This window comes from Paenibacillus sp. GCM10027630 (assembly GCF_042676305.1).
In the GTDB taxonomy this organism is placed as follows: domain Bacteria; phylum Bacillota; class Bacilli; order Paenibacillales; family NBRC-103111; genus Paenibacillus_S.
In genome coordinates this window covers 57,210-70,799 of sequence record NZ_JBHTGY010000049.1, presented here as the reverse complement: position 1 = coordinate 70,799, position 13,590 = coordinate 57,210, and the positions used below count along the sequence as shown (strand labels likewise).

12 protein-coding genes are annotated in these 13,590 nt (G+C 43.7%); 6 read left to right on the top strand and 6 right to left on the bottom strand.

Going from position 1 to position 13,590, the window contains the following annotated elements:
• Nucleotides 1-4 precede the first annotated feature (4 nt).
• The 3 genes from ACFQ0C_RS23520 to ACFQ0C_RS23510 form a co-directional block, all read right to left on the bottom strand.
• Entirely contained in the window at nucleotides 5-1,102 is a 1,098-nt protein-coding gene (locus ACFQ0C_RS23520; protein WP_379370151.1) for a sulfate ABC transporter substrate-binding protein, read from the bottom strand.
• A 914-nt stretch (nucleotides 1,103-2,016) separates the two neighbouring features.
• Nucleotides 2,017-2,487: a Fur family transcriptional regulator gene (locus ACFQ0C_RS23515; RefSeq protein WP_379370314.1), complete on the bottom strand. Its 471-nt coding sequence runs from the start codon at nucleotides 2,485-2,487 to the stop codon at nucleotides 2,017-2,019.
• A gap of 59 nt (nucleotides 2,488-2,546) precedes the next feature.
• On the bottom strand, nucleotides 2,547-3,626 hold the full coding sequence (locus ACFQ0C_RS23510) for a CobW family GTP-binding protein (protein WP_379370149.1): 1,080 nt from the start codon (nucleotides 3,624-3,626) through the stop codon (nucleotides 2,547-2,549).
• Between the two features lie 245 nt (nucleotides 3,627-3,871).
• On the opposite strand from ACFQ0C_RS23510, the gene ACFQ0C_RS23505 reads away from it, so the two are divergent.
• A complete protein-coding gene (locus ACFQ0C_RS23505) occupies nucleotides 3,872-5,212 on the top strand; it encodes an N-acyl-D-glucosamine 2-epimerase (protein ID WP_379370147.1) in 1,341 nt (446 codons plus the stop codon).
• Nucleotides 5,213-5,638: 426 nt separating this feature from the next.
• On the opposite strand, the gene ACFQ0C_RS23500 is transcribed toward ACFQ0C_RS23505, so the two are convergent.
• Complete coding sequence (locus tag ACFQ0C_RS23500) at nucleotides 5,639-6,526, bottom strand: GerAB/ArcD/ProY family transporter (RefSeq protein WP_379370312.1); 888 nt, start codon at nucleotides 6,524-6,526, stop codon at nucleotides 5,639-5,641.
• Between the two features lie 188 nt (nucleotides 6,527-6,714).
• On the opposite strand from ACFQ0C_RS23500, the gene ACFQ0C_RS23495 reads away from it, so the two are divergent.
• The 5 genes from ACFQ0C_RS23495 (at nucleotide 6,715) to ACFQ0C_RS23475 (ending at nucleotide 12,185) form a co-directional block, all read left to right on the top strand.
• A complete protein-coding gene (locus tag ACFQ0C_RS23495; protein WP_379370145.1) occupies nucleotides 6,715-8,298 on the top strand; it encodes a spore germination protein in 1,584 nt (527 codons plus the stop codon).
• Nucleotides 8,295-9,404: a GerAB/ArcD/ProY family transporter gene (locus ACFQ0C_RS23490; RefSeq protein ID WP_379370143.1), complete on the top strand. Its 1,110-nt coding sequence runs from the start codon at nucleotides 8,295-8,297 to the stop codon at nucleotides 9,402-9,404. Before ACFQ0C_RS23495 ends, ACFQ0C_RS23490 begins: the two co-directional genes overlap by 4 nt.
• 49 nt (nucleotides 9,405-9,453) lie before the next feature.
• Complete coding sequence (locus tag ACFQ0C_RS23485; RefSeq protein ID WP_379370141.1) at nucleotides 9,454-10,554, top strand: GerAB/ArcD/ProY family transporter; 1,101 nt, start codon at nucleotides 9,454-9,456, stop codon at nucleotides 10,552-10,554.
• 189 nt (nucleotides 10,555-10,743) lie between these two features.
• Entirely contained in the window at nucleotides 10,744-11,961 is a 1,218-nt protein-coding gene (locus ACFQ0C_RS23480; RefSeq protein WP_379370139.1) for a Ger(x)C family spore germination protein, read from the top strand.
• Nucleotides 11,958-12,185, top strand: a complete 228-nt coding sequence (locus ACFQ0C_RS23475; protein WP_379370137.1) for a hypothetical protein — start codon at nucleotides 11,958-11,960, stop codon at nucleotides 12,183-12,185. The genes ACFQ0C_RS23480 and ACFQ0C_RS23475 overlap by 4 nt, the downstream gene beginning before the upstream one ends.
• Nucleotides 12,186-12,494: 309 nt before the next feature.
• On the opposite strand, the gene ACFQ0C_RS23470 is transcribed toward ACFQ0C_RS23475, so the two are convergent.
• Together ACFQ0C_RS23470 and ACFQ0C_RS23465 are read right to left on the bottom strand one after the other, a co-directional pair.
• Complete coding sequence (locus ACFQ0C_RS23470; protein ID WP_379370135.1) at nucleotides 12,495-12,980, bottom strand: SRPBCC family protein; 486 nt, start codon at nucleotides 12,978-12,980, stop codon at nucleotides 12,495-12,497.
• A gap of 32 nt (nucleotides 12,981-13,012) precedes the next feature.
• Nucleotides 13,013-13,420: a DUF4395 domain-containing protein gene (locus tag ACFQ0C_RS23465; RefSeq protein ID WP_379370133.1), complete on the bottom strand. Its 408-nt coding sequence runs from the start codon at nucleotides 13,418-13,420 to the stop codon at nucleotides 13,013-13,015.
• Between the last annotated feature and the right edge of the window lie 170 nt (nucleotides 13,421-13,590).

Sequence of the window (13,590 nt, the reverse complement as noted above, 5' to 3'; positions counted from 1 at the left end):
ACTCTTAAGGTTTATAAATTTGATCGAACACTCCGCCATCGCTGAAATGTGTTTTTTGCGTTTTTGTCCAACCGCCGAAATCATCAATCGTAAACAGGTTTACTTTACCAAACTGGCTTTCATATTTTTTGGCTACCGATTCCAAACGCGGACGGTAATAATTTTTTGCAGCAATCGTTTGGCCTTCTTCTGTGTACAGGTACTCAAGGTAGGCTTGCGCTACTTCACGTGTACCTTTTTTATCAACTACCTTATCAACAATAGCAACCGGTGGTTCTGCCAATACACTTAAGGATGGAGTTACAATTTCATATTTGTCTTTACCGAATTCATTGATAGACAGGTAAGCTTCATTCTCCCACGCAATTAGAACATCACCGATACCTCGCTGTACGAATGTTGTTGTGGAGTCACGAGCCCCGGAATCAAGTACAGGTACATTTTTGAAAAGCTTAGTGACAAAATCTTTCGACTTTGCTTCATCTTTTCCAAACTTTTGATCAGCATAGCCCCAAGCCGCTATGTAGTTCCAACGAGCTCCGCCTGATGTTTTTGGATTCGGAGTAATTACTTGCACGCCTGGTTTAATTAAATCATCCCAGTCTTTGATGCCTTTAGGATTTCCTTTTTTAACTAGAAAAACGATTGTGGATGTGTATGGTGTACTATTCTGCTTCAATTTCTTTTGCCAATCCTTTTGGATTAATCCCGCTTGTTCAATCGCATCAATGTCATAGGCAAGCGCCAAAGTAGCAACATCAGCCTCTAGACCATCGATGATTGAACGGCCCTGCTTACCGGAACCGCCATGAGACGCTTTTATCGTAACGGTTTGACCTGTTTTATCCTTCCAGTAGGCGGAGAATGCTTTATTGTATTCTTGGTATAATTCACGAGTAGGATCGTAAGATACATTGAGTAGTTCAACTGGAGGCTTTGCAGCAGCCGTCGCAGGCTTAGCGTCAGGAGCGGCACCCGAAGTTGTTCCGGATGCTGCCGGTGCAGTTGTTCCACCGCTGCATGCGGATAGACCTAATAAGGATAAACTAACGAGACTAAGCACGGACCACTTTTTCCAATTCAATAGGCTTGTATTTGACATGTAATATTTCTCCCCTCAAATATACGGTTCTCATGATAACTAGTACTCGCATCCGATAATCAGGATGTTATCCCTGGTTTGATCTCCGGTGGTCCGGTTGATTTAATCTTATTCCGATGTGTTTACTATGTTTTATAAACAGTATATTATCATCGCCTTCGAAAGGTGTCAATCGTTTTTTTGTAATAAATTACAATCTACACAACGTCTTGTTGCGTCCTTGTAATACGCTCTATGTTTGTTGCATTTGGAGAGATGTATGGTAAGGATTTAAGCCGCTGTTGAAGTCATGTTCCTTTGAATTGCAGGCTTGCACCGGTTGGAACACGAGCTTCATAGGTAGGTTGCATACCCGAGCAGTCTCCGAAGATGAGCAGGGCGGACGCTATCGCTCCCCCACTCCACACCCATTCCCTCTTTAGTTCTACTCTGTGCTTTAACTCATTTAAGCGATGTAAAAAAAGCTTTGTGCCAGGAGCTGCAGATTTTATTCACATCAGCGGAACTACTTGTTCCGTTATCACCTGGAAAGATCAAAAAACAGAGAGATAAAGGAACCGCTAGTTCCGTTATCTCTCTGTTTTTGCGTGTATTGACCCCATTTAATCCGAATAACGGAAGTTGGTCTTCCGCTATCGCCTTCTATTTGAAGCATGGAATCAAATAAAGGAACTCACTGTTCCGTTCAATCCTTCTAGGCTCTTACCAGGGTTCGCACCTGTCCAAATAATAAGAATCCTTTCCCTTGATCGTGGTTAGTACATTAAAGATCCTGAGCTTTAACGATATTTTAATCTATGTAAGGTAGGTAGGTGTCAATCATTCTACATACTTTAGTGCTGCTAAAAATTTTTATACTTCAAATAATTTAAAAAAGGCCTCCTGACGGAGGCCTTGGTTCTCACCATTTTGCTCTAGTTATTTGCAGGATGAGGCTGTTTCGAGCAATCACTGCAATAACCAAAAATTTCAAACCGATGATTCATGATTTCAAAATCTTCAGGCAGATGGGGCACATGCTTCATTGGACAAAATTCAAAAGTAACCGTTTTTTCACATTGAATACAGATCATATGATGATGATGGTGAGATTGACATCTTGCGCGGAACTTAAGTCCATCATTCAAATAAAACTGCTCCAGCACACCCATTTCACTCAGAAGCCGCAAGTTACGGTACACAGTATCAAAGCTGACTCCCGGATATTTGGGGCGCATCGAATCATATACGTCTTTGGGTGACAAGTACCCTTCGGCTTCTGCAAAGAGGGTTGCCAGGCTTTTGCGCTGATCGGTTATTCTCCACCCTTTGGATGCCATTGCTTTGACCATATCTTGAACGGTTTCTTGTATACTCTGCTCATGATTATGACTATGATTTTCCATCATTTATCCCTCAATTTATGCATTCTTTAGTTTAATAATGCCCTATCTAGGTATGAGAGTCAATCTTTTTGCTCTACAACCGCCTTCTCCAGAGCCTCTAACTCCAATGCCAGCTGCTGTTTGGAGAAATGCTCTCCAATAAAAACAGCCACGCTAGGGAGCTCTTCCTTAGGCGTTATTTTAACGAAATCCATTTCACGGTAAGCATATTGAAACATAAATGGACTTGTTGTATCTGAGAAGCGCAATATTCCTTTGGCACGATATACATTGGCAGGAAGCCTTCCAACAAGTGCTTCAAACAGTTCACTATCTATAGGGGCTTTAAAATAGTGAGTATACACCATAACATGATCGTGAGAATGATGCGTCACGGCTTCCTTGTGGTTTACATGACTATCTCCCTCATGTTCATGATGGTGGCCAGGATCTGTACATACCGCTCCATGTTCATGATCGTGGGAGCAGGTTGTGTGGTCTGACTCTGAATGATCCAGATTACTGGAACGATTAACAAGATCTCCCGGCTCCCCCTCCAATCGGTCGAACAATGTCAAATCGATATGGCAGCGTACCGTTGCAGTAATTGGAGCGACAGCGTTCCATCCGCGGATCACAATTTCGAGCTCGCCTAGATCTGCCGGAGCTATCAAGTCTGTTTTATTTAAAATAAGATGAGTGGCACAGCGAATCTGCTCCTGCATCAGCCGGTATGTTTTCCCGGCACCCTTCCGGTGCTGCTCCAGTAGTTGAGCTGCATCCACTACGGTAATCACAGATTTGAGTTCAAGCTCAGTCAGCAAAGAAGCATCGGTGACCCCATCCAACATTTCCATAGGATTTGCAGCTCCGGTACATTCAACAAAAATAACATCAGGTGAATTCTCCTGAATCAATTCTCTCAGTTCCAGCCCCAAGTCACCGCGAATCGTGCAGCAAATACAGCCGCTCAGCATTTCTGTCATAGGAACGCCTTCTTCAACAAGCATTCCATCCAGATTCACATCACCCAGCTCATTCATAAGTACAGCCGGCTTTTTACCGCTTTGCTTGTAGTAATCCAGCGCTTGTGTTAGCAAAGTTGTTTTGCCGCTTCCCAAGAAACCGGATAAAATATGCACAGGTACAGCTTGTTTCATTGTGGTCCTCTCCTTGGAGTTTTGCTTTTTTAGCAAAACTTACTTCTTCATATATTTACAATAACTTATATGTAGAAAATTGTAGTCATGTGTTGATCAAATGTCAATTTAAAAGTAATTATTACAATTATATACTCAATTCAAACAGCAGCCTTCTAATTTGATACAATACAACATAAATGCATAGTGGTGGCCGCATTTTAACTCTAATGGCTTTTATTAATGAACTATTGCAGGAGGATACCATGAACCGTCTTCTAGGACCCTCAATTCAAATCGACCCGTCGTTCCCCTATTATCTAAACCGTTCTGAGCAAAGCATTGCTGATGAGCTGGAGCTCGCAGGGTACCGGGTAATCCATTACTTTGTGACCGATGAGACGAAGGTAAATCAGAAGCTGATTGAACAGCTGCAAAATAGAGGTATGGCTGTGTGGGCGATGGTATTAGGCAATGGCGCTTATACAACTGATCATTTGCCAAAGGACTGGCCGGACTGGCAGATGGCGCTGCTTAAGCCTGTAAACGATGGCTACTTCCGCTTTTCACCATTCAGCTATAAATATACTGCTTGGAAGAAACTGGCTCTTGCAGAGCTGATACGGAAGTATCCCTTTGATGGCCTGGAAGTGGCGGAGCCTTATTTTCCTGAGTGGAACGGCCTTGCCAACGGAGTTTACGGAGACGTGGGTCCCTACGCCAGAGCCGCTTTTAAACAGCAATATGGCTCCGAGATACCGGATTTCAAACATCGCTCCAATCCGAATTATTATAAAAACAATCCCATTCTGTATCGTCAATGGATCGAATTCAGAGTTTGGACTGTAAACCGATTCTTGTTTGAGCTATTTAATGCTCCAGGTGGAGCTCGCGAGGCCCGCCCCGACATTAGAATTGCAACCTGGTCACTTGGTATTCACGCTGGTCCTGATTCGGTCGAAAAGCTGCGGGAATTTCAGGGACTTGATGCTGCAGCAATGATCTCAACGGTAAGACCTGATGTACATTTTATTCAAACCCATTGGCCGGATTGGATGCGACCGTTTCTTAAACCCGATTACTGCAAGCATTACGAGCCGTTTGCCGCGAAAATTAGAGCCATTCATCCGCATATTCCGATTGGGGTGCAGGCAGATATTGGCTCTCTTCAACGAATGAGGCGCAGTCGGACCTGGTTAAATGATTTTGCCTCCAATGCAGTCAAGCTGGGTTATTCAACGTGGACTGCTTACGAATATCATTTGGGCAAATATATGTATGACGAGGCTCCCGTTCCATTATGTGCCAAACGTATTGGAGCAGAGCAAATTATCATTTATTTTCAAAAGCGCGTTAAAGTTTCAGATACAGTAAAAGCTGTTCAAATTATTCGCAACGGGAAGCCAGATAACGCACTGCCTGTTGAAGTAATCCGAGTTGATGGAAGCAACATACTGCTGCGCAGCAGTCATTTCCCCCCTGAGAGATTTCAGCTTTCTATCTCTAATATTGAGGATACGCCGAATTTATGGTTATTTCCAAGTAAACATGCCAATGAGGCAGCACAGCCTTGTTATATTGCGGTAGAAGCCGCTGAGGATTCCTAGGTGACTCCTTTATAGGCTGAAAAGGAACCGGGGAGCCGTCTGTAGGCGGAACGACGATGCGCTATTTTTGGTTTTTGGCATGGAAACGTGACCTTAGCGGAACAAACAGTACCATATTTCAGCAAATCAGGGTCTATAAAGCTAAAAATAGCAGAATAAGGCATCGTCGTTCCGTAGCTGCTACGATGGAGGGTCTTTTCATACAAATAAGGCATTCACGTTCCGCTTTCATTGCGCGCAACTGTAAACAGCGGATTTGGCTGCAATAACACAGTTAAATGCCACCATTTTCAACCGAATTCGGTTGTTTGTCTAACTCACATCACTCAAATCATAAATAATTGTCTCCATAATTGGGAGCAATGTGGCCAAGCATAGCCTGTAAAGGTAATCGCTATGGGACGAAAAAAGTTGAGGATTTGACGTTCATAACCCATGCTTATTCTTTTTTTGTATCAGAGCAGTTGTTAGTAACAATAACGGCACCATCGTTTGTACGGAAAGCATGTAAAAAGGACTTGTTGTTGCGGAAAAACATGCTAATTCCTGTAAACTAGCGGCAGACCAAATACTGATCACTATCAGCAAAAAGCCAATGGGTAATACAATAGGACGGTACTCAGAAATATTTAACCATTGGGCGGTCCCGAGAGTGACGGCATAAAAGGATACTGAAATTTTTATAAATATACCTCCAACATAAATAGCCATTACAATCGCCTCAAGATGTTCAAAAAATTGGGCAGTACTTATATACCGTATAGCACTTACCATTGGGTAAGTTATACTACCAGTAATTCCACCGAATAATAAAAGAGGGATAATATCGAACAGTATAAAAGTAGGGACTACAAGATGCACAGCATATAACCCCCATTTTATACCTCTATTTTGATCATTTAAAAAGGGTAGTAAGAATGTGATAAGCAGAAAATCACTGTAAAAGCTGCTTGATAAAATCGCCCCCTTGATGGAAGGCATGATGCCATGCTCCATAACAGGTAACATGTTTTTTATTTTCAAATCAGGAATAAGCATCATGATGGTTGCTGCCAAGGGTATAAAAAGAAATTGTTCTACGAGTTCAGCACACCTTGCAATCACTTCTAAACCGCCTCGTACTGCGAAGGAACAGACTAAAACCATACCTCCTAAAATCACCACCATCGGGGTTTTAACAAGAAAAGAAGAACTAATAAATTCCCCGTACTCCCTAATAATCGTGCCATTTATATGCAAATAAAATAATAGAAATATGATTCCGAGGATTTTTCCAGGTATCACCCCGATAATGTGTTGACTGTATTCAACAATCGTCTCTTAACCGGATATTTTACCTTTCTCATTCAACTTTCTCACCTCCTCTCCAGGATAATTTTAAGAGTATTCCCATAATTTACAATAAAATTCAGGAGTATCATTAATAAAAAGTTAAGTTCAGGAGGTTATAGAAGATGCGTATTTGGGTGAAAATGGATTGAAATGAGGTAAGGGGATAAGCCATGCGCTTTGTCAATACATTAATAAAAAGTCTATTGAGATCTAGTTCGCATAAACCATCGAATAACGAACTACAGGCCTCTAGCCAAGAACAAATAATTCTCTCCACGGATTTGAATGAAAACTTGCAAGTTTTGTATTCCATCTATGCGAATTGTACGGATGTCATCATCCACAACTTTTTGATCGCGGGGAAAACAAAAGCAGTACTTATTTATATAGAAGGTCTATCCAACATAGATTTGATCGATCAGCATGTACTTGCCCCGCTCATGCAGGAGATAACCGCGGAACAAGGCAATACGAATATGATTCTTCGAACGAAGATTTCTGTTTCCAACAAGAAGGAAGTAAAAACGGTTGTCGATGTGATTGAACAAATTTCAAACGGAAACCCAGTGCTCCTCGTCGATCAGGAACAGCAGGGTATCGCTTTAGGTTTGGCCAAGTGGGAAAAGCGCGGGGTTGAAGAGCCGATGGCCGAATCGTCCGTTCGGGGACCACGCGAAGGGTTCACGGAAACCTTAGCGGTTAATACCTCTCTCTTAAGAAGAAAGATTAAGAGTCCGATGCTAAAAATGAAATCGTTGAAAATCGGTCGCTATTCCCAAACACAGGTCGTCATTGCCTATATAGAGGGAATTGCAGACTATACGTTGATCGAAGAAGTTACGAATCGGCTGCAGCAAATTGATATCGATGGTGTGCTCGAAAGCGGGTATATTGAGGAACTGATTGAGGATAATCCTTATTCCCCTTTTCCTCAGCTCCTGACGTCAGAACGGCCTGATGTAGCCACTGCGGGCTTACTGGAAGGTCGAGTAGTCATTTTGGTGGACGGTACTCCCTTTATCCTGGTTGCACCGACTACCCTCTTTTCGTTAATGCAAACACCTGATGATTATTACCAAAGATTCATGATTGGGACCGCTATTCGTTGGTTGCGTTACTTGTTCTTTTTAGTTGCCATACTGGTTCCTTCGGCTTATGTTGCTATCCTTACGTACCATCAAGAGATGGTTCCGACCACTCTCCTGCTCAGCATTGCAAAGTCACGGGAAGAGATTCCATTTCCGGCACTCGTTGAGGCTTTGCTGATGGAGATTACTTTTGAGGCTCTGCGTGAAGCAGGTGCCAGAATCCCCAAGCAAATTGGCGCAGCCGTTAGCATCGTTGGCGCCCTTGTTATCGGTCAAGCGGCAACCTCAGCCGGTCTCGTTTCATCGCCGATGGTCATGGTGGTAGCAATTACCGGGACCGCCTCCTTCATGATCCCTCACTACACAGCAGGAATCGCATTAAGGATGCTGCGTTTCCCCATTATGCTCCTTGCGGGTGTGCTGGGATTGCTTGGCCTGATGCTCGGGGTCATTGTAATCGTCATTCATCTTTGTTTGCTGCGTTCTTTTGGTGTTCCGTATCTGAGTCCGTTAGCCCCGATGAAAGGCCGCGATATGAAAGATGTGCTGATTCGTGCTCCGTTATGGATGCTAAACACCCGTCCGCACTTAACAGGAGAAGGTAACAAGTATCGGCAATCTCCCGGGCAGAAACCGGATCCGACCAAAGGGGATGAAAAAGGATGATTGAAAAAGGGAGAATCTCCGCATTCCAGATGGGTATTATGATGTATCCGACAGTACTGGCAACAGCTCTTCTCATGGTGCCGTCTATCACGGCAAAACATTCGGAGAGGGATCTGTGGCTATCACCGATTTGGGCTTCTTCTATCGGATTTCTGATCGTGTATATCGTCTATCAGTTGAATAAGCTCTACCCGAAGGAGAGCATCGTTGAATACAGTGAACATATCCTCGGCCGGATTCCGGGAAAGCTCATCGGATTTATCTACTTGGTTTTTTATCTGCACATTAATGGCATCATTATCAGAGAATATGGAGAGCTCATCGTGAGCACGACTCTTTTTCAAACCCCAATGGTCATGGTTCTGGGAAGTATGGTTCTGGTTTGTGCTTTCGCGGTACGGGGCGGCGTGGAAGTATTGGGAAGGTGTGCCCAGTTTTTCATGCCAGGTGTGACGATTCTTTTTTTATTACTTATTGTTCTGCTCATTCCGGACTTAGATCCGAAAAATATGTTTCCGATGATGGAGCATGGACTGAAACCCTCTTTTCTAGGTTCTGTTGTACCGCAGGGCTGGTTCAGTGAATTCATGCTCATCTCTTTCCTGCTCCCATTTCTCTCTGACCAGGAAAAAGGAATGAAATGGGGAATGATCTCGGTGGTTACTGTAATGCTTCTCATGGTGCTTACCAATTTTGCCATACTCTTTTTATTCGGAGGAGTTACAGGCGCTTTGGTTTATCCGGTGATAACTGCGGCAAGGTATATCAGCCTTGCTGACTTTTTTGAACATTTGGAGTCGATCGTAATGGCAATTTGGGTGACGAGTGCGTTCGTCAAAATCTCAGTGTTCTATTATGCGCTTGTTCTTGGCACCTCACAATGGTTGAATCTCCCCAACTATCGACCAATCGTATTTCCAGTCGGTTTTTTGTTGGTCCTGTTCAGCCTCTGGGTAGCACCCAACCTGCAGGAACTGACCCATTTTCTCAGTACTTCAGGCGCACTTTATTTAATATCCATACAAACCGTTATCCCCCTGTTGCTGTTATTCAGCTCTTTCGCACAAAAAAAAGCTCAACAGAAAAAAGGGAAACAAAAGGGATGACCACGTCTCGTTTGCTGGGATTCAGATTAACTTAGGGGTTGAAAAAAAGATGATCGAAAAAGGCAAAATTTCCGCATTCCAGATGGCGATCATGATGTATCCGACGATAATCGCAACAGCTATTATCTCGGTGCCGACGATCATGGCGACACATGCCGGGCGAGATATGTGGCTATCGCCAATTTGGGCTTCTTTAATGGGGATTCTTATGGTGTTTATCGCCTATCAGTTGAATAAGCTGTACCCGAAGGAGAGCATCATCGGATACAGTGGACATATCCTCGGTCAGATCCCAGGAAAGATTCTTGGGTTCGTCTACTTTTTCGTCTATGTGCATGATAATGGTTTCGTCATCAGGCAATACGGGGAGTTCCTAGTTGGTACTTTTCTTCCTGAAACCCCGATCGTCGTGGTCACAAGTAGTATGGTACTGGTCTGCGCTTTTGCTGTGCGGGGCGGTGTAGAAGTGCTGGGAAGGTCCGCCCAGATGTTCGTTCCGGTTATCATTATTTTTCTCCTATTGATGTGTATTCTGCTCATTCCGGACCTGAAACCGAACCATATGTTTCCGGTGATGGAGAAGGGAATTAAACCCTCCCTCATGGGTTCTATTCCAGCACAAAGCTGGTTCGTTGAATTCATTGACATTACTTTCCTGCTCCCATTCTTGACCGATCGGGAAAAAGGAATGAAGTGGGGAATGATTTCGGTGTTTGCAGTGATGCTTACTATGGTGGTTACAAGTATTGTAGCTCTTTTCTTATTCGGAACAATTATAGGTAGTTTCAATTATCCGGTGATGATCGCGGCACGATACATCAGCCTTGCCGACTTTCTTGAACATATGGAGTCGCTCGTGATGGCGTTTTGGGTGCTGGGTGCGTTTGTTAAAATTTCAATGTTTTATTATGTGCTTGTTCTTATCACCTCGCAATGGTTGAATCTGTCCGACTACCGACCGATTGTATTTCCACTCGGTTTTCTATTGGTGCCAATCAGTATTTGGGTAGCACCCAACTTGCAGGAGCTGTCCTATTTTTTCCGTACGTCAGCATTTTTTTATCTTATCTCTATAAAAGCAGTTATTCCAATGTTGCTGTTACTCATCGTTTTCGTACAACAAAAGTTCAACAGAAAAAGAGCTAACTAGCACCGGTAACCAGTTGGTAGATCCGAGGTCCAACCAAGGGTTGGATTTCTTGTCGTGTTTAAGCCTACCAGTTGCATAAGTTACGTCCATAACCTTTTATATATTATCCATGTAATTAGCCGTTCCAACGTTACTATTATTCATCGCTTCCATACAAAATAAATTCAATAAAAAAGGGAGAGCTAAAAGATGAATGCCTCTTTTTCAAGAAAAGTGCTCCTCATAGTTTCGCTCTTAATCATCCTGATGATGCTCACTGGCTGCTGGGACAGAACAGAAGTCAATGATTTGGCACTGGTTTTGGCAACAGGGATTGATAAAAAGGATGATAAGACCATCGAACTTTCCGTTCAAGTGTTTATTCCGAGAGCGTCGGGGGGCGGGGGGGGCATGGCAGGTAGTGGTAGTGGCAGTGGCGGTGGTGGCAGTACAGAACAAACGTTGGTAAGATCCGAGGAAGGAACTACGATTGCTGATGCGATTGCCAAGCTACAAGAGAAGCTTCCGCGCAAAATCTTCTGGGGGCATGGCGAAGTATTCGTCATCGGCGAGAAAATGGCGAAGGAAGGAATTCGTGAGCATATTGATTTTTTGATGCGGGATCCGGAACCCCGCGAACGCGCTGATGTGCTTGTCTGCAAAGGAAAAGCAAAGGCTGTAATGGGATTGTTCCCCCCGCTTGAACGAAGCTCGTCGGAAGTGCTTCGGGAAATGGCGAAAACCCGAATCGGGGTGCAAACAACGGTCAAAGATTTGGCGCAAATGCTGGCAGGTGATGCGGGTACAATTGCCCTGCCTTGGGTTGAAATATTGCCGCCGATGCCGGATAAGAAGGAAAAACAAACGATTCCCTACATTATTGGAACTGCCGTGTTTAAGAAAGATAAAATGGTCGGACGGATCGATGATAAGGTGACCAGGGGATTGCTGTGGCTGAGGAACGAGATCAAATCAGCCATCGTTACCGTTACGCCAAAGGAGGCAGATGGTCATGTATCCACGAGATTGCTGCACAGTAAAACGGAGCTGATTCCGGAAATTAAGGATGAAAAATGGACCATGACGGTCAGAATTGAAACGGAAGACGATGTGATCCAAAATACAACCAATCTGAACTTGATGAATCCAAAATTTGTAAATAAAATAGAAAATGATTTGAAAGAAGATATCGAAAAGCGCATTAAGATGGCTCTTGATCAAGGACAAAAAAAGTTCAAGGCGGACATCTTCGGTTTTGCAGACGCTTTTCATCGTAAATACCCGAAGCAATGGGAAGAGGCAAAGGAACGCTGGGACGAAATATTCCCTGAAATTGAAGTGAACATTGAAGCGAAAGCGAAAATACTCCGACCGGGCTTGTCCACCGAGGGAGCGATTAGACCAGAAAAAGAGGTGAAGAAAAAGTGAGATGGGCAACCATAATGGTGATAACGGTCATCGCGGTTCTCATTGCTATGTATGAATGGCCGAAAATGAATCAACATCTGAAAAAGGAGAAAGTGACCTTTGCAGCAATAACGATAATCGGATGGCTGCTTGCCATCCTGCTTGTTTTCAATCCGGACATGCCGGGACCCACCCAGATGGTGGACGCGATTTATAAGCCACTGGGAAAGTTTCTTGAAAAATAAACCGGTGATTGCGAATGAAGCAGCACTACCTTGTTACATTGCAGTATCACGAAAAAATCGAACAATACCCTCAATCCAATTAACATTGGCGGTAAACTCTTTAAAGCATTCCATCTTTGTACCTCCTTCGGAAAATAAAAAAAGTACTCGATCAAAAGATCAAATACTTTAAACCCAAGCGTAAGTCGTATGAAATATGTGCTCCTTTATAAACTCTTCGATTTGCTTCGAATGATGTTTATCATTACTCGTGCCGTTTGGTCAATAAATCGCAAAGTAACTCCTTCTCTCATAAAAGGCAGCATCAATTCAAGACGATTTTCGTTTCGTACTTGCGATCATTTGCTTATCTAATTGCTCAAGCACAAACGGCCAAGCATATTCGTGACCGTCCCTCGATTCCTCATCCGGGAATCCTGCATGTGTAAGACGCAGCAGCGTACCGGTGCTATTAGGCTCCAGCTCAACGGTGACTACCGTCTCAGCTCCCTTTGTTCCTCCAGCTCCTGTAACCCATGTTATTTCAACAAGACGATCTTGTTCAAGTCTAAGAAATCTTCCATAGTGGGGATGACGTTGTGCCTCGCTTTGCGCCTCATGTTTGTAAATGGTCTCAAAGAAGAAGACCGTATTGACTTCACCCTGCATGATCACTGAACCCGGTGCTGCAAACCAACGGTCGAATTGCTTGGTCCATGCCTTGAAGAGTACGTCAGGCGACGCAGCCATCAGACGCTCTACTTTCAGAGTAAATGGTCTAGATGAAAGGTCTGGAGAACAAATCGGTGATGTCATCAGATCGTCAATCCTTCCCGATTAGTGAATTTTCAACGCAAACGTTTTTTAAACTGGTAGTAAAGAAAACAGCCGACACAGAAGCCACAAATTGCAATCAGTGCGGCAATAGCCACCATAGCGGCAGCAATGTATCCAGCAACAGCAGAATGAATCACCCAAAAACAAAATAAGGAAATGGTTAATAGGATAACGGCAATGGAATTGTTAAATCGCAGCAGCTCTGCTGATTCCGTTTGGGCTCCTGCCACACGTGAGGCTAAAAACGGTGTTGCCAATCTGACAATCAAGTTAGCTCGAAAGCCTCTCCATAATCCAATTGCTTGAATTGCCCATATTGCGGCGATAAACACCGGTTGCTGCAATACGATGGCCAGAACAACAAAAAGCACAATTCCAGCTTGATTCGCCCGAACATACGGTACAGGAATTTCACGCATTTTTGCTTAGCCTCCTCCTTCATTATGATCAAACGCTATAGATTTGAAACCTTCATCTTAAATGAAGAGATTGTCCATCACTGCGCTTATGCCTGCTCAAGCGCAACCTTCCCGGTGCTCTTATCTATTAAGATAAGCCTTCCCTGCACAACGCCGCCTCCATCGTCGGT

Coding starts and splice junctions, on each gene's coding strand:
- ACFQ0C_RS23520 (WP_379370151.1), bottom strand. CDS start 1,102: ATGTCAAATACAAGCCTATTGAATTGGAAAAAGTGGTCCGTGCTTAGT.
- ACFQ0C_RS23515 (WP_379370314.1), bottom strand. CDS start 2,487: ATGGAAAATCATAGTCATAATCATGAGCAGAGTATACAAGAAACCGTT.
- ACFQ0C_RS23510 (WP_379370149.1), bottom strand. CDS start 3,626: ATGAAACAAGCTGTACCTGTGCATATTTTATCCGGTTTCTTGGGAAGC.
- ACFQ0C_RS23505 (WP_379370147.1), top strand. CDS start 3,872: ATGAACCGTCTTCTAGGACCCTCAATTCAAATCGACCCGTCGTTCCCC.
- ACFQ0C_RS23495 (WP_379370145.1), top strand. CDS start 6,715: ATGCGCTTTGTCAATACATTAATAAAAAGTCTATTGAGATCTAGTTCG.
- ACFQ0C_RS23490 (WP_379370143.1), top strand. CDS start 8,295: ATGATTGAAAAAGGGAGAATCTCCGCATTCCAGATGGGTATTATGATG.
- ACFQ0C_RS23485 (WP_379370141.1), top strand. CDS start 9,454: ATGATCGAAAAAGGCAAAATTTCCGCATTCCAGATGGCGATCATGATG.
- ACFQ0C_RS23480 (WP_379370139.1), top strand. CDS start 10,744: ATGAATGCCTCTTTTTCAAGAAAAGTGCTCCTCATAGTTTCGCTCTTA.
- ACFQ0C_RS23470 (WP_379370135.1), bottom strand. CDS start 12,980: ATGACATCACCGATTTGTTCTCCAGACCTTTCATCTAGACCATTTACT.
- ACFQ0C_RS23465 (WP_379370133.1), bottom strand. CDS start 13,420: ATGCGTGAAATTCCTGTACCGTATGTTCGGGCGAATCAAGCTGGAATT.